The 15,065-nt window shown below is 67.9% G+C and carries 14 protein-coding genes and 1 pseudogene; 14 read left to right on the top strand and 1 reads right to left on the bottom strand.

From position 1 onward, the window contains the following. Positions 1–4 precede the first annotated feature (4 nt). From CHB73_RS15360 to CHB73_RS15410, 11 genes and pseudogenes are all read left to right on the top strand, one after another. A complete protein-coding gene (locus tag CHB73_RS15360; protein WP_089275488.1) occupies positions 5–1,849 on the top strand; it encodes a fumarate reductase flavoprotein subunit in 1,845 nt (614 codons plus the stop codon). Between the two features lie 6 nt (positions 1,850–1,855). Then, on the top strand, positions 1,856–2,596 hold the full coding sequence (locus CHB73_RS15365) for a fumarate reductase iron-sulfur subunit (protein WP_089275489.1): 741 nt from the start codon (positions 1,856–1,858) through the stop codon (positions 2,594–2,596). Between the two features lie 12 nt (positions 2,597–2,608). Next, positions 2,609–3,445 (top strand): fumarate hydratase, encoded by an 837-nt coding sequence (locus tag CHB73_RS15370; protein ID WP_089275490.1) that lies wholly within the window; start codon positions 2,609–2,611, stop codon positions 3,443–3,445. Next, positions 3,446–3,991, top strand: a complete 546-nt coding sequence (locus CHB73_RS15375; protein ID WP_089275491.1) for a Fe-S-containing hydro-lyase — start codon at positions 3,446–3,448, stop codon at positions 3,989–3,991. Positions 3,992–4,294: 303 nt separating this feature from the next. Further along, positions 4,295–4,930, top strand: a complete 636-nt coding sequence (locus tag CHB73_RS15380) for a 4Fe-4S dicluster domain-containing protein (RefSeq protein WP_179217086.1) — start codon at positions 4,295–4,297, stop codon at positions 4,928–4,930. Beyond that, a complete protein-coding gene (locus tag CHB73_RS15385) occupies positions 4,927–5,847 on the top strand; it encodes a CoB--CoM heterodisulfide reductase iron-sulfur subunit B family protein (RefSeq protein ID WP_089275492.1) in 921 nt (306 codons plus the stop codon). Before CHB73_RS15380 ends, CHB73_RS15385 begins: the two co-directional genes overlap by 4 nt. Further along, positions 5,838–7,832, top strand: coding sequence for a CoB--CoM heterodisulfide reductase iron-sulfur subunit A family protein (locus CHB73_RS15390; protein ID WP_089275493.1), 1,995 nt, complete (start codon positions 5,838–5,840; stop codon positions 7,830–7,832). The genes CHB73_RS15385 and CHB73_RS15390 overlap by 10 nt, the downstream gene beginning before the upstream one ends. Continuing rightward, a pseudogene (locus CHB73_RS17200) lies at positions 7,799–8,215 on the top strand (hydrogenase iron-sulfur subunit); the annotation flags it as partial. The gene CHB73_RS15390 and the pseudogene CHB73_RS17200, both read left to right, overlap by 34 nt. A 220-nt stretch (positions 8,216–8,435) precedes the next feature. Further along, a complete protein-coding gene (locus CHB73_RS15400) occupies positions 8,436–9,404 on the top strand; it encodes a 4Fe-4S dicluster domain-containing protein (RefSeq protein WP_089275494.1) in 969 nt (322 codons plus the stop codon). After that, a complete protein-coding gene (locus tag CHB73_RS15405) occupies positions 9,398–10,471 on the top strand; it encodes a 4Fe-4S dicluster domain-containing protein (RefSeq protein ID WP_089275495.1) in 1,074 nt (357 codons plus the stop codon). The genes CHB73_RS15400 and CHB73_RS15405 overlap by 7 nt, the downstream gene beginning before the upstream one ends. 20 nt (positions 10,472–10,491) lie before the next feature. Continuing rightward, on the top strand, positions 10,492–11,298 hold the full coding sequence (locus tag CHB73_RS15410) for an FAD/NAD(P)-binding protein (protein ID WP_235641629.1): 807 nt from the start codon (positions 10,492–10,494) through the stop codon (positions 11,296–11,298). Between the two features lie 305 nt (positions 11,299–11,603). Here the strand turns inward: CHB73_RS15410 and CHB73_RS15420 are convergent, their stop codons facing one another. Then, the gene (locus CHB73_RS15420; RefSeq protein ID WP_089275498.1) at positions 11,604–12,371 is read right to left on the bottom strand and encodes a Smr/MutS family protein; all 768 of its coding nucleotides are present in this window, start codon (positions 12,369–12,371) and stop codon (positions 11,604–11,606) included. A 178-nt stretch (positions 12,372–12,549) separates the two neighbouring features. On the opposite strand from CHB73_RS15420, the gene CHB73_RS15425 reads away from it, so the two are divergent. The 3 genes from CHB73_RS15425 to CHB73_RS15435 all read left to right on the top strand — a co-directional run. Beyond that, complete coding sequence (locus CHB73_RS15425) at positions 12,550–13,350, top strand: ABC transporter ATP-binding protein (protein ID WP_089275499.1); 801 nt, start codon at positions 12,550–12,552, stop codon at positions 13,348–13,350. Between the two features lie 16 nt (positions 13,351–13,366). Further along, on the top strand, positions 13,367–14,524 hold the full coding sequence (locus CHB73_RS15430; RefSeq protein ID WP_089275500.1) for a SufB/SufD family protein: 1,158 nt from the start codon (positions 13,367–13,369) through the stop codon (positions 14,522–14,524). A gap of 326 nt (positions 14,525–14,850) precedes the next feature. Next, a partial coding sequence (locus tag CHB73_RS15435) for an RHS repeat-associated core domain-containing protein (protein WP_327438395.1) occupies positions 14,851–15,065 on the top strand: 215 nt, incomplete at its 3' end.

The following is a 15,065-nucleotide window of genomic DNA, read 5'->3' on the forward strand; positions in this document are numbered from 1 at the left end:
GGGAATGCAGACCATCTACACAGACGTGCTGGTCATGGGGGCCGGGCTGGCCGGGGAACGCGCGGCCATCGAAGCCGCCCAGGCGGGATTCTCCGCCATCTGCCTGAGCCTGGTGCCCTCGCGGCGCTCGCACTCCTCCGCGGCCATGGGCGGTATGCAGGCCGCCATGGGCAACTGCGCCAAGGGCGAGGGCGACTGCCCGGACGTGCACTTCGCCGACACGGTCAAGGGCTCCGACTGGGGCTGCGACCAGGAGGTGGCGCGGCTCTTCGCCGACCGCGCGCCCATCGAGATGCGCCAGTTGGCCTTCTGGGGCGTGCCCTGGAACCGCGTGGTGCCCGGCAAGAGCATGTATTACAAGGGCGGCAAGCAATTCGAAAAGGAAGAAAAGGAAGAAAACCGCGGGCTCATCACCTCCCGCGACTTCGGCGGCACGGCCAAGTGGCGCACCTGCTACGTTTCCGACGGCACGGGCCACAGCGTGCTCTTCACCGTGGACAACGTGTGCGCCAAGCTGGGCGTGGAGGTCCACGACAAGACCGAGGCCATCGCGCTGATCCAGGACGGCCACACCTGCTTCGGCTGCGTGGCGCGCTGCCTGCGCACGGGCGAGCTGCTGGTGTACCTGGCCAAGGCCACGGTCATCGCCACCGGCGGCTTCGGCCGCCTGTACCCCGGCACCACCAACGCCGTCATCTGCGACGGCGGCGGGCACATCGCGGCCCTCAACACCGGCGTGGTGCCCATGGGCAACATGGAGGCCGTGCAGTTCCACCCCACGGGCATCGTGCCCACCGAAATCCTCGTCACCGAGGGCTGCCGCGGCGACGGCGGCACGCTCCTGGACGTGAACGAGGAGCGCTTCATGCACGTGTACGAGCCCGAAAAGCAGGAGCTGGCCTCCCGCGACGTGGTGGCGCGCTGGATGACCCACCACATCCGCCAGGGCAAGGGCGTCAAAAGCCCCTACGGCGACCACCTCTGGCTCGACATCCGCCACCTGGGCGAAAAGCACATCACCGGCAAGCTCAGGGAGGTGTACGAAATCTGCACCAGCTTCCTGGGCGTGAACCCCATCCACCAGCTCATTCCCGTGCGGCCCACCCAGCACTACAGCATGGGCGGCGTGCGCACCAACAAGGACGGCCACGCCTACGGGCTTTCGGGCCTGTTCAGCGTGGGCGAGGCCTCCTGCTGGGACATGCACGGCTTCAACCGCCTGGGCGGCAACTCCCTGGCCGAAACCGTGGTGGCCGGCGGCATTGTGGGCAAGAAGATCGCCGAGTTCCTGCAAGGGGCCGAGGTCACCTTCAACTCCAGCGTCATCGACGACGAGGTCAAGCGCCAGCGCGACCGCATAGAGAGCCTGGTGCGCTGCAAGGCCGGAACGGAATACGTGTACAAGGTGCGCCGCGCCATGCAGGACGCCCTGCACAAGGGCGCCAACATCTTCCGCACGGAGCAGGGTCTTTCCCAGTGCGTGGGCGAACTGCAGGAAATACTGGCCCGCGCCCGCAAGGTGGGCCTCAAGAGCAACGGCCTGGGGGTCAACCCGGAACTCTCCGCCGCCCTCAAGATCGAGGGCCAGGTCAAAATGGCGCTGATGCTGGCCTTTGGCGCGCTGAAGCGCACCGAAAGCCGCGGCAGCCACAACCGCGAGGACTACCCCGCGCGCAACGACCGCGACTGGCTGAGCCGCACGCTGGCCTACTGGAAGAGCGAGAAGGACGACATGCCCACGCTCGACTACGAACCGGCCACCCCGGTCTTCCACATCCCGCCGGGAGACCGCGGCTACGGCAAAAGCCAGATCATCACCGCCGACACTCCGGCCGAGACCAAGGGGTAGCACGACATGGCCAGATCGCTCAAATTCAACATCTTCCGGTACAATCCGCAGGACACGGAATCCACCCCGCACATGGAGTCCTTCACCCTTGGCGAGAGCGACTCCATGACCCTGTTCATCGCGCTGAACCGCATCCGCGAGGAGCAGGACCCGAGCCTCCAGTTCGACTTCTGCTGCCGCGCGGGCATTTGCGGTTCCTGCGGCATGGTCATAAACGGCCGGCCGGGCCTGGCCTGCCACACCAAGACCCGCGACCTGCCGGACGAGATCACCCTGCTGCCCCTGCCCGTGTTCCAGCTGGTGGGCGACTTGAGCGTGGACACCGGAAGCTGGTTCCGCGAGATGTACGACACCGTGGAGTCCTGGATCCACACCAAGAAGACCTTCGACCCGGCAGCGCCGGAAGAGCGCATGGACAACGACACGGCCGAGGCCATCTACGAACTGGACCGCTGCGTCGAGTGCGGCTGCTGCATCGCGGCCTGCGGCACGGCCCGGATGCGCCCGGACTTCCTGGGCGCGGCTGGCCTGAACCGCGTGGGCCGCTTCCTCATAGACCCGCGTGACGAGCGCAGCGAACAGGACTACTACGAGATACTGGGCAACGACATGGGCATCTTCGGCTGCATGGGGCTGCTCGCCTGCGAGGACGTGTGCCCCAAGCACCTGCCCCTGCAGGACCAGCTCGGCTTTCTGCGCCGCAAGATGGGCATCACCGCCCTCAAGAACTTCTTCGGCAAGAAGTAGCAAGGAGCCGCAATGCGAGAGATCAATCCAGCGGAGGTCTCGGCCGCGGTGGCGCGCATGTGCATGAGCGCCAACACCAAACTGCCGGACGACGTGCGCCGCGCCTTTGAACAGGGCCTTACGGCCGAGACCAGCGAGGCCGGGCGCGAGATCTTCCGCCAGCTTCTGGAAAACGCGGACCTGGCCCTGGAGACCAAGCTGCCGCTGTGCCAGGACTGCGGCCTGGCCGTCTTCTACGTGGAGCTGGGCGAGGACGCGCGCGTGCCCGGCGGCGTGAACAACGCCATCACCGAGGGCATGGTGGCCGGATACCGCGACGGCTTCCTGCGCAAGAGCAGCTGCGACCCGCTCACCCGCAAGAACACCGGCGACAACACCCCGGCCATCATCCACATCGACCTGGTGCCCGGCGACCGCCTCAAGATCAGCTACATGGCCAAGGGCGGCGGCAGCGAGAACATGAGCCGCGTGACCATGCTGGCCCCCAGCCAGGGCTGGGAGGGCATCAAGCGCTTCGTAGTGGAGCGCGTGGCCGAGGCCGGGCCCAACCCCTGCCCGCCGGTAATCCTGGGCGTGGGCATCGGCGGCACCTTCGAAATGGCCCCGAAAATCGCCAAGAAGGCGCTGTTGCGCAAGCTCGACGACACCCACCCCGACCCCAAGATCGCGGCCATGGAGGCCGAGCTGCTTGCGGCCGTGAACCGGCTGGGCATCGGGCCCATGGGCCTGGGCGGCGACCATACCTGCCTGGGCGTCAAAATAGCCGTGGCCCCCTGCCACATCGCCAGCCTGCCGCTGGCCGTCAACGTGCAGTGCCACAGCTCCCGGCACGAGGAGGTGGAATTCTAGATGCCCACGCACACGCTCTCCACCCCGCTCACGGACGCGGACATCGAAACACTGCGCGCGGGCGACGTGGTGCTGCTCTCCGGCACCATCTATTCCGGCCGCGACGCCGCGCACAAGAAATTGATGGACCTGCTGGACCGGGGCGAGCCCCTGCCCTTTGACCTGAACGGGGCGGCCATCTACTACGTCGGCCCCTCTCCTGCGCCCCCGGGCAGGCCCATCGGCGCCGCCGGGCCGACCACCAGCTACCGCATGGACGCCTACGCCCCCCGGCTCATCTCCCTGGGTCTCAAGGCCAGCATCGGCAAAGGCAAGCGCTCGGACGCGGTGAAGCAGGCCATGCGCGAGCACAAGGCCGTGTACCTGGGCGCCACGGGCGGCGCCGGGGCCCTGCTGTCCAAGTGCATCACCAAAAGCACGGTCATCGCCTTCGATGAGCTCGGCCCGGAGGCCGTGCGCGAGATGGTGGTGGAGAACTTCCCCCTGCTCGTCATCAACGACGCCTTTGGCGGCGAGCTGTACGCCAGGCCGAAGCTGGACGAATAGGCCATTTCCGGGGGGGGCCGACTCGTGGCGCTACCGCAGTCGGCCAACCTGCCTCCCCCGGCCGCCGCGCCCGGCCGGCCTCCCGCTGCCCCCGGATCAGCGGGAACAGCCCGGCCCCGCGCGGGCGGACCAGACACGCAGGACGCACCAGGGCGCTGGAGGATGCAAGTCCGCCAGCGCCCTTGCTCTTTCAAGGTCCGTCTGCTAGCTTTACCAGAAACCTGATTGGGCCGCGCCCCTGCCGGGGCTGACCCGGCGGGCCACTTCGCCCCCCCTTGCCGGCACAGCCCGGAGGAGCCGTTCATGTCCCTTCACGCCCAAGGCCAGCCCACCACCCCCCTCGACCTGGAGGCCCGGCGCGACCTCGCCTTCATGGAGGCCGTGGCGCGCGAAAGCGGACAGGATCTCAAAAGCTGCTACCAGTGCGGCAACTGCACCGCGGGCTGCGCCTACAGCCATGACTTCGACATCCCCGTGCACAAGGTGATGCGGCTGGTGCAGCTGGGCCAGCGCGAGGAGGCCCTCTCCTGCCGCTCCATATGGCTGTGCGCCACCTGCCAGGCCTGCACCACCCGCTGCCCCAACAACATCGACGTGGCGCGGGTGATGGACGTGCTGCGGCACATGGCGCGGCGCGCAGGCCACGCCCCGGAACGCCTGGTCAAGACCTTCGCCGACGGCTTTCTTGCCAGCGTGGCCCGGCACGGCCGCGTGTTCGAGGTGGGTCTGGCCGCCGTGTTCGCCCTCAAAAGCGGCAAGCCCCTGCAGGACGCCTGCCTGGGTCCGGCCATGCTCTCGCGCGGCAAGCTCTCGCTTCTGCCCCACGAACCCAGCGCCCAGGCCAAGGCCGAGGTAGCGGGCATCTTCGAGCGTTTCGCCAGGCAAAAGGCGCGCGCGCACGGCGCAACGAGCGCCCCTGACACGGGGGACGGACAATGAGCGCGCGCCTGGGCTATTACCCCGGCTGCTCGCAAAGCGGCACCGCGGCGGAAAACGACATTTCCAGCCGCGCCTGCCTGGCCGCCCTGGGCATCGGCATGTCCGACGTGCCGGACTGGACCTGCTGCGGCAGCACGCCCGCGCACACCGTGGACCATCATCTTGCCGGGGCCCTGGCCGCGCGCAACCTCCTGCAGGCCGAGGCCGCCGGGTTCGGCTGCATCGCCACCCCGTGCCCCAGCTGCCTGGCCGCCCTCAAGACGGCCGACGCGCACCTGGCCGAGCCCGCGTACAAAGCCGCCGTGGAACGCCTGCTGGGCCGCGCCGCGCCCGGCCCCATGGAGTCCAAAAGCGTGCTCCAGGTGCTCATGGAGCAGGCCGGGCCGCAGGGCGTCAAGGCCCGCGTCACGCGGCCGCTCACCGGGCTCAAGGTGGCCTGCTACTACGGCTGCCTCCTGAACAGGCCGCCGGGGCTCATGGCCTTCGACGACCCCGAAAACCCCACGGCCATGGACGAGCTCATGGCCGCCTGCGGGGCCACCGTGGTGGACTATCCCTTCAAGACCGAATGCTGCGGCGCGGCCTTCGCCATGCCCCGGCTCGACGTGATGCGGCGGCTCACGGCGCGGCTGCTGGACATGGCGGCGGAGTGCGGCGCGGACGCAATCGCCGTGGCCTGCCCCCTGTGCCAGATGAACCTGGACCTGCGGCGCGGCCAAGCTAACACGGCGGCGCGCGCGCCCCACGCCATGCCCGTGCCCTACTTCACCCAGCTCATGGGCCTGGCCCTGGGCCTGCCCGAGGCCGACCTGGCCCTCTCCAAGCTGGTGCTGCCGCTCGCCCCGGCCCTGGATGCCGCCACCGCCCGCCAGGCCGAGGCCGCCAAAAACGGCAAGGAGGACGCCCCATGCGCATAGGCGTCATGATCTGCCACTGCGGCAACAACATCGCCGCCACCGTGGACTGCGAGGCCGTGGCCCAGGCAGCGCGCGAATTCCCGGACGTTGTTTTCGCCACGGACCACATGTACGCTTGTTCCGACCCCGGCCAAAAGAGCATCGAGCAGGCCATCGTGGACCTCAAGCTCGACGGCGTGGTGGTGGCCTCCTGCTCGCCCAGGATGCACGAGCAGACCTTCCGCCGCGCGGTGGAGCGCGCGGGCCTGAACCGCTACATGTTCGAAATGGCCAACATCCGCGAGCATGTGGCCTGGGTTTCGCTGGACCGCAAGCGCAACACGCAAAAGGCCATCGACCTGGTGCGCATGGCCGTGGAAAAGCTGCGCGTGGACCGGCCGCTCACCCCCAAGAGCTTCGAGGTGCAAAAGCGCGTGCTCATCGTGGGCGGCGGCGTGGCCGGCATCCAGGCCGCGCTGGACTGCGCCGAGGGCGGGCTTGAGGTGGTGCTGGTGGAGAAGAAAAGCTCCATCGGCGGCATCATGAGCAAGCTGGACAAGACCTTCCCCACCATCGACTGCTCCGTGTGCGTGCTGGGCCCCAAGATGGTGGACTGCGGGCAGCATCCGCGCATCACCCTGCACGCCCTTTCCGAGGTGGACGAGGTCTCCGGCTACGTGGGCAACTTCGAGGTCAAGATCAGAAAGCGCGCCACCTATGTGGACTGGACGAAATGCACCGGCTGCGGGGCCTGCCAGGAAAAATGCCCCAGCAAGAAGGTGCCCGACGCCTTCAACGAAAACGTCAGCTGCACCACGGCCATAGGCATCCCCTTTCCCCAGGCCATTCCCAAGCGCGCGACCATAAACGCCGCCCACTGCATCCGCCTCACCAAGGGCAAGTGCGGCAACTGCGAACGGGTGTGCCCCACCGGGGCCATCGATTTCGACATGCAGGACGAGGTGGTGACCGAAAAGGTGGGCGCCATCATCGCGGCCACGGGCATCGGGCTTTTCGACCACACGAAGCTCGGCGAATACGGCGCGGGCAGGTACCCGGACGTGGTCACCTCCCTGGCCTACGAGCGGATGCTCTCGGCCTCCGGCCCCACGGCCGGGCACATCAAGCGCCCAAGCGACGGCAAAGAGCCCAAGACCGTGGCCTTCATCTCCTGCGTGGGCAGCCGCGACCGCAGCGTGGACCGGCCGTACTGCTCGAACTTCTGCTGCATGTACACGGCCAAGCAGGCCATCCTCACCCGCGACCACATCCCCGATTCGCGCGCGTACGTGTTCTACATGGACATCCGCGCGGGCGGCAAGGGCTACGAGGAGTTTGTGCGCCGCGCCCAGGAGGAATACGGCGTGGAGTACGTGCGCGGCCGCGTGGCCCACATCCACCCGGTGCAGGGGCCGGAGGGCGGGCAGCTTTTGGTGCGCGCCGCGGACACGCTTCTTGGCCGACAAGTGGAGCTGGCCGCGGATCTGGTGGTGCTTGCGGTCGGGGCCGAGGCCTCGCCCGGCGCCCCGGACCTGGCCGAAAAGCTGCGCATCTCCTACGATCACTATGGCTTCTTTCTGGAAAGCCACCCCAAGCTCCGCCCGGTGGAGACCAACACCGTGGGCGTGTACCTGGCCGGAGCCTGCCAGGGGCCCAAGGACATTCCGGCCAGCGTGGCCCAGGCCAGCGCGGCTGCGGGCAAGGTGCTGGCCCTGCTCTCCAAGGACACGCTCGAAAGCGACCCGCAGATCGCCCAGGTGCGCGCCACGCGCTGCATCGGCTGCGGCAAGTGCGAGCGCACCTGCCCCTTCGGCGCCATCCGGATGCGCGAATTGCGCGACGGCAGCAAACGCGCCGAGGTGGTGGAGACCGTGTGCCAGGGCTGCGGCATCTGCTCCGTCACCTGCCCCGTGCGGGCCATACAGCTCGCCCACTTCACCGACTCGCAACTGCTCGCGGAGGTCAACGCCCTATGCAGGACATGGGACGAGACTACAGAATCATAGGCTTTTTGTGCAACTGGTGCTCGTACGGCGGGGCCGATGCGGCGGGCGTGGCGCGCTTCAGCCAGCCCACGGACCTGCGCATCATCCGTGTGCCGTGCTCCGGCCGGGTGGACCCCATGTTCGTGGCCAAGGCGCTTTTGTCCGGGGCCGACGGCGTGCTCGTCTCCGGCTGCCACCCGCGCGACTGCCACTACTCCGAGGGCAATTTCTACGCCCGCAGACGCCTGGAGATGCTGCGCCGCTTCCTGCCCATCATGGGCGTCAACGAGGGGCGCTTCGAATACATCTGGGTCTCGGCCTCGGAAGGCTCGCGCTGGCGCGACATGGTCACCAGCTTCACCGAGAAGATCCACGCCCTGGGTCCCATGCCGCGCATGGCCGAGCCCGTGCGCACCATGTGCCAGCTTTCCGGAATGCTTGGACAATCCCTGGCGCAGCCGGACATGGGCGCGGAGCCCCTCTCGGACCGGCAGGTCCAGACCGTTCTATCGGGCGAGCCCAGGCTGCCGGACTGGAGCAAGCCGCCGCGCGTGGAGCCGCGCGCCGATGCCCTGCTCTCGGCCAGCGACATCGCGGGCCTGGCGGACAAGGAGGAGAACGGCCATGGCCGATGACCAGCGCGCCCGGACACTGCGCGAGGCCGTGGCCCGCGAACTGCCCAACGTGGACTTCGTGCTGGGCTACGCGCGCGGCTTCGACGCCCTGCACGCCACGCCCGTCACCGTGCGCACGGAAGCGGACGCCCAGAAGCTCATCTTCGACGAAACCTGCGTGCAGAACCTGGCCACCAGCCTCTACGGCCTTACGGACAAGCGCGTGGGCATCGTGGTCAAGGGCTGCGATTCGCGCTCCATCGTCGAACTGCTGCAGGAAAAACTGCTCGACCGCTCCAAGCTGGTGGTTTTCGGCATCCCCTGCGACGGCGTGCTGGACCTGGCCAAGATCCGCGTGCGCGCGGACACGAGCCAGGTGCGCGCGGCGGACATGGATGGCGAGGAGCTGCGCCTGCAAACGCCCGAAGGCGAAAAACGGCTGCCCCGCAGCGAGGTGCTGGCCGACAAGTGCCTGCGCTGCCGCTACCCCAACCCGCTCGTGGCCGACCATGTCATCGGCCCGGAGCTGACCCCGGCGGCCGCCGAGGACACCTACGCCGACCTGGAGGGCTTTGAGAAGCTGAGCGCGAGGGAGCGCTTCGATTTCTGGAAACGGCAGATGAGCCGCTGCATCCGCTGCTACGCCTGCAGGAACGCCTGCCCGCTGTGCGTGTGCAAGCACGTGTGCCTGGCCGACAGCCGCGATCCGCACTGGCTTTCGGCCGAATCGACCCTGCAGGAGAAATGGCTGTTCCAGGTGATGCACGCCCTGCACCTGGCCGGGCGCTGCACCGAATGCGGCGAATGCCAGCGCTCCTGCCCCATGGGCATTCCGCTGCTCCTGCTCAAGCGCAAGATGAACCGGGAGCTGAAGGACGTGTTCAACTACGAGGCCGGGGTGGACCTGGAGGCCGTGCCCCCGCTGCACACCTTCCAGATGGAGGAGGAGAAGATCTCCGACCGGGGGCTGCTATGGTGATGAAGTTTCTTGCCGCAAGCGCCCTGCCGGACATCGCCGCCGCCTGGGCCAGGGATGTGCGCCTGCTGGCCCCGGTGCGCGAGGGCCAGGCCGTGGTGTACCGCCCCTGGGCGCCGGACATGCGCCCCTTCCTGGGCCGGACGCCCACGACCTCGGCCAAGGAGGCCCTGCTGCCCCAGACCGAGGATCTTCTGACCTACGCCTACCGCAAGGACGCGGACGACCTGACCCGCACCGAGGTCTTCGTGGCCGAGCCCCTGCCGCCGGAGCCCACCCTGGTGCTGGGCTGCCGCCCCTGCGATGCGCGCGGGCGCGCGCTGCTGGACCGCGTGCTGGTGGAACGCGGCGCGGCCGACTCCCTCTATGCGGCCAAGCGGGGGGCCACCCTCTTCGTCACCGTGGCCTGTGAAAGCATGAAGAACACCTGTTTCTGCCACTGGACCGGCGGCGGCCCCGCCTCCGAGGACGGCTCCGACGTGCTGCTCTTCGCCGTGGCGGCCGATGGCGGCGGACACGTGGCCAAGCCCCTCACCCCGGAGGGGGAGAGGCTGCTTGCCGCCCTGCCCGAAGCATCGGCCCAGGCCAGGGACGAGATGGCGGACAGACTCGCCCGGATGCCGGAGCCAGCCCCGGCCCCGGATCTCTCCGGCGCGCCGGAGGCCTTCCTCAAGGCCTTCGATGACTTGGACTTCTGGACCGACCAGAGCGCGCGCTGCCTGTCCTGCGGGATATGCACGTTCCTCTGCCCCACCTGCTCCTGCTTCAACATCACCGACGAGGCCAGCGGCATGAAGGGCAGACGCATCCGCACCTGGGACACCTGCATGAGCGCCCTGTACACCCTGGAGGGCAGCGGCCACAATCCGCGCCCCAGCCGGGCGCACCGCCTGCGCAACCGCGTGGGGCACAAGTTCTGCTACCACCCGCAGGAGTATCCCGGCCAGGGCCGGGGCGGCCAGCCGGAGTTCTCCTGCACGGGCTGTGGCCGATGCATCAAGTCCTGCCCGGTGTCCGTGGACATCCGGCGCGTGGTGCTGGACATTCTGGAGAAAGGCGGCGGACAGTGAGCGCGAATCCCTACATCCCCATGCTCGGCGTCATCGTCGAGACCTTTGACGAGACCCCGGACATCAAGACCTTCCGCGTGCGGCTGAAAGACGAGGAGGCCATGGCGCGCTTCCGCTTCGAGCCGGGGCAGGTGGCGCAGCTCTCCGTGTTCGGCGCCGGGGAGAGCACCTTCGTCATCTGCTCGCCGCCCACCCGCATGGACTTTCTGCAGTTCACCGTCATGCGCGTGGGCGAGCTGACCCACCGCCTGCACACCCTGCGCCAGGGCGACCCCGTGGGCGTGCGCGCGCCGCTGGGCAACCACTTCGACCACCAGTCCATGAAGGGCAAGGACATCGTGTTCATCGGCGGCGGGCTGGGGCTGGCCCCCTTGCGCACGCTGCTGTTGTTCATGCTGGACAACCGCGCCGACTACGGCGACATCACGCTCATCTATGGCGGCCGCAGCCCGGAACACCTGTGCTTCAAGGCCGAACTGGCCCAGTGGGCCGCGCGCGGCGACATGCGCGTGGAGCTCACCGTGGACAATCCGGACAAGGGCTGGTCCGGGCGCACCGGCGTGGTGCCCGCCGTGCTCACGGAGCTGGCCGTCAGCCCGAAAAACGCCGTGGCCGTCACCTGCGGGCCGCCCATCATGATCCGCTTCACCATCCAGGCCCTGGCCGCCCTCGGCTTCTCCGACGAGCAGATCGTCACCACCCTGGAGCGGCGCATGAAGTGCGGCATCGGCCTGTGCGGACGCTGCAACATCGGCGACAAGTTCGTGTGCGTGGATGGCCCGGTGTTCACCCAGGCCCAGCTGAAAACACTGCCCCAGGAATTCTAGCTGCGGCGGTGCAAGCCGTGCGTGCAACCGGCCCCATCCGGCAGATTGGCGCCTCGCCGTGCAATACGGTGCGATTCCTGTAGAAGATGTCTTCGTGGAGCCAGCGGCCAAGGAGAGTGCCGCGCGCCAAGGCCTGGGCCGACCACAGCACCGGCAGCAGCCACACGCACACCAGCATGACGATCAGGGTCAGGGGCAGGCCTATCTTCACATAGTCGGTGAAGCGGTACCCGCCTGGCCCCATGACCAGCAGGTGAGCCGGATGCGAAAGGGGGCCGGGAGGACGCGGCCTTGCGGACCCGCCCCTAGCGCTCCATCTCTTCCCAGTTCATCTGCTTGTCCCAGGCCACCTTGCCCTGGCTCTTCTTCATCTTGCGCAAGAGCACGTAGAGCGCGCCCGCGCCGCCGTCCTTGGGCTGGGCCGTGCAGAAGGCCAGGGTGATGCGCCTGAGCGGCTCGCGGGTGAGCCAGGCCTGCAGTTCCTGCCGCAGGATGCTCAGGCCCTTGGGCGAGTTCTTGCCCCGGCCGGGGATCACCAGCACCATGCGCCGCCCGGCCAGGTAGCTCTCGCGCATGAAGAACAAGAGCGAATCCAGCGCCTGGTCGGCGTTCTGGCCGTGCAGGTCCAGGTGCCCCTCCGGGGAAAGACGCCCGGCCTTGAGCTGCTGGAAGATCTTGGAATCCAGTCCGCGCACGTAGCCGTGCATGTACTCCTCGCAGAGCTCCAGCTCGAACTCCACCGGCCCCTGCATGGCCTGGCGCATAAGCCGGGCCTCCGGGTCGCCCTCCTCGTCCTCCGGCTCCGGCACGGGCGGGGGAGGCGGTTGGATCTGGCGGCCCGCGCCGCCGATCTGCTCCACCCCCTGCATGGCGCTGAAGAACAGATGCTCGTCCGCGCCCGCCACCTCGACCTGGGGCGCGGCTTCCGGGGCTTTCGCCTTGGGTCCGGCCGGGGCCACGCGGCCCTTGGCGCCCTGGCGCAGGGCGGCCTTGGCCTGCTCCACCAGGGTCGGCTTGGCGCTCTTGAGTTTCAACTCCTTCAACGCGTCCAGCGAATGCAGCTTCTTGCTCATGGGCTTCTCCTCGAAGCGGCGAGGATACACGGTTCCAGGCCGCGAGAAAAGCGGGTTCCCGGCAGAGTTCCCCACCCGGCTGGACTTCACCTGACAAAGACGGTAGGAATCCGCTCGCAAGCCCGCCTGCCCCCCTCATCGGGAAGGCAATCCCTGGCGGGAATGAAGCGAGGCTTCCATGCTCCAAATCGAAGACCTGCGCGTCAGCATAGGCGACCGTCCGGTGCTGCGCGGCATCAATCTGCACATACGCGAGGGCGAGACCTTCATTCTCTTCGGCCCCAACGGCTCCGGCAAAACCTCGCTGCTCATGACCCTCATGGGCTTCTCCGGCTACACCGTCACCAGCGGCCGCATCCTCTTCCGCGGGCAGGACATCACCCACATGCCCATGTACGAGCGCGCGCGCTTGGGCATAGGCATGAGCTTCCAGCGCCCGCCCACCATCCACGGCCTCAAGACCCGCCACCTGGTGCGCATGTGCGCCCGTGGCCGCGAGGTGGACATCCCCGCCATGGCCGCCAAGGTCAACTTCACCGACTTCCTCGAACGCGACATCAACGCGGGCTTCTCCGGCGGCGAGATCAAACGATCGGAGCTCTTGCAGCTTATGGCGCAGAAGCCCGGCTTCGTGCTCTTCGACGAGCCGGAAAGCGGCGTGGACCTGGAGAACATGCAGCTCATCGGCAAGGTGGTGCGCCGCCTGCTGGACGGCGAGGTGGACCTGCCGCCGGGCGCCTGCGCCAAGCCGCTGAAGTGCAAGCTGCGCACAAGCGGGCTCATCATCACCCACACGGGCTACATTCTCGACTACATCAACGCCGACCGGGGCCAGGTGCTCTACCAGGGGCGCATGTGCTGCGAGGCGCGCCCCCGCGACATCCTGGAGCACATCAGAAGCTACGGCTACCAGGAATGCATCAAATGTCTGAACGAGCCCGGCCCCAACGGGGGCATCAACGGGCTGACCACGCTCTAGGCCCGGGGAGATCACGATGAAGGACGTCACTCTCAGCGACTACGCGTTCAGCGGCATCGAGCACGGCGAGATCGCCGACCTGCGCACCCTGGACCAAAGCGACAAGACCCGCATCCTGTATGCCGGGGTGGATGTGGAGTCCGACTCCGCCGCCGCCGTGTTCATGCACATGGACCAGAGCACCGTGCACTGCGAGACCCGCGACCCCGGCGTGGAGCTTCTGGACATCAAGGTGGCCATGAAGCGCTACGACGGCCTGCCGGAATACGCCTGGAAGCTCGTCCCCCGCGACAAGGACGAGTTCACCCGCAACGTGGCCGAGAACGTCCACGGCGGCTACTTCATCCGCACCAAGCCCGGCGCCAAGATCGCCCGCCCCGTGCAGTCGTGCCTGTTCCTCAAGGCCGAAAAGGCCGGGCAGAACGTGCACAACATCGTGGTGGTTGAGGAAGGCAGCGAACTGCACATCACCACAGGCTGCTCCACCGCGCATAACGCCACCAGCGCCGCGCACCTGGGCATCACCGAATACTACGTCAAGAAGGGCGGCAAACTCACCTTCACCATGATCCACAACTGGGGCCAGAACGCCAGCGTGCGCCCCCGCTCCGTGGGCGTGGTGGAGGAAGGCGGCGTGTTCCAAAGCAACTACGTGCTCCTAAGCCCCGTAGGCACCCTGCAGTCCTACCCCACCATAGAGCTCAACGGGCGCGGGGCAGTGGGCCGCTTCAACTCCGTCATCGTCACCCCAGAGGGCTCGCACGTGGACTCCGGCAACCGCGTCATCATGAACGCACCCGACACCCGCTGCGAAATCATCAGCCGCACCATCACCACCGGCGGCGTAAACATCGCGCGCGGGCACATCGCCGGGCACGCCGTGCCCTGCCGCGGACACCTGGAGTGCAAGGGCCTCATCCTTGGCGGCGGCCGGTCCCTGGCCATTCCCGAATTGGACGCCACCGTGGAGGGCGTGGAACTCTCCCACGAGGCCGCGGTGGGCAAAATCGCCCAGGACGAAATCGAATACCTCATGGCGCGCGGCATGGACGAATCCGAGGCTACCTCGACCATCGTGCGCGGCTTCCTCAACGTGGACATCATGGGTCTGGAAGGACCGCTGGCCAAGGCCATCCAGGAACAGGTGGAAATGATCGACTCGAGCGCCATGTAAGGCCCTCCCGGCATCCGCCCACACTCGCGCCCCCGCAAGCCCCCACGGCCTGCGGGGGCGTTTTTCGTGGCGGGCGGGCGCTGTGCCTGTTTCGTGCTCCGCAGGCCAGGGGCTACGCGCCCCTGGACCCGCGTCTACGGGACCGGGAGCGCGCTCCCCTTGCCTCCCCCTGTATCCGGGGTTCCAAGGGGCCGGAGAGGCCCCTTGGCCGCCGGAGGCATGACAGGCACAAACGCCAGCCAAAACAGTCTGGAATCATTCTTTTTCCCGACCACCTTGGCACGCCGCTGGCCCTTGCCGACCTGGACGGAAACATTGTACAGACGATGCGGTACGATGCTTTCGGCAACCCCCTTCGGGGGCTTCAGGGGCCTGTGCGGTTCCCTCTTGGCTTTGCGGGCGGGCTGTTTGATGCGGATACGGGCCTGACGCGCTTTGTCTGGCGGGACTATGACGCGGACACGGGCCGCTTCACCGCCCTGGACCCACTGGGCGCAAAGGGCGGCGACAGGGACTGGTACGGGTACTGCGTCGACGACCC

Source organism: Humidesulfovibrio mexicanus (assembly GCF_900188225.1).
Lineage (GTDB): Bacteria > Desulfobacterota > Desulfovibrionia > Desulfovibrionales > Desulfovibrionaceae > Humidesulfovibrio > Humidesulfovibrio mexicanus.

Excerpts from the sequence above, each read along its gene's own strand:
- CHB73_RS15360 (WP_089275488.1), top strand. The coding sequence starts at position 5 with ATGCAGACCATCTACACAGACGTGCTGGTCATGGGGGCCGGGCTGGCC.
- CHB73_RS15365 (WP_089275489.1), top strand. The coding sequence starts at position 1,856 with ATGGCCAGATCGCTCAAATTCAACATCTTCCGGTACAATCCGCAGGAC.
- CHB73_RS15370 (WP_089275490.1), top strand. The coding sequence starts at position 2,609 with ATGCGAGAGATCAATCCAGCGGAGGTCTCGGCCGCGGTGGCGCGCATG.
- CHB73_RS15375 (WP_089275491.1), top strand. The coding sequence starts at position 3,446 with ATGCCCACGCACACGCTCTCCACCCCGCTCACGGACGCGGACATCGAA.
- CHB73_RS15380 (WP_179217086.1), top strand. The coding sequence starts at position 4,295 with ATGTCCCTTCACGCCCAAGGCCAGCCCACCACCCCCCTCGACCTGGAG.
- CHB73_RS15385 (WP_089275492.1), top strand. The coding sequence starts at position 4,927 with ATGAGCGCGCGCCTGGGCTATTACCCCGGCTGCTCGCAAAGCGGCACC.
- CHB73_RS15390 (WP_089275493.1), top strand. The coding sequence starts at position 5,838 with ATGCGCATAGGCGTCATGATCTGCCACTGCGGCAACAACATCGCCGCC.
- CHB73_RS15400 (WP_089275494.1), top strand. The coding sequence starts at position 8,436 with ATGGCCGATGACCAGCGCGCCCGGACACTGCGCGAGGCCGTGGCCCGC.
- CHB73_RS15405 (WP_089275495.1), top strand. The coding sequence starts at position 9,398 with ATGGTGATGAAGTTTCTTGCCGCAAGCGCCCTGCCGGACATCGCCGCC.
- CHB73_RS15410 (WP_235641629.1), top strand. The coding sequence starts at position 10,492 with ATGCTCGGCGTCATCGTCGAGACCTTTGACGAGACCCCGGACATCAAG.
- CHB73_RS15420 (WP_089275498.1), bottom strand. The coding sequence starts at position 12,371 with ATGAGCAAGAAGCTGCATTCGCTGGACGCGTTGAAGGAGTTGAAACTC.
- CHB73_RS15425 (WP_089275499.1), top strand. The coding sequence starts at position 12,550 with ATGCTCCAAATCGAAGACCTGCGCGTCAGCATAGGCGACCGTCCGGTG.
- CHB73_RS15430 (WP_089275500.1), top strand. The coding sequence starts at position 13,367 with ATGAAGGACGTCACTCTCAGCGACTACGCGTTCAGCGGCATCGAGCAC.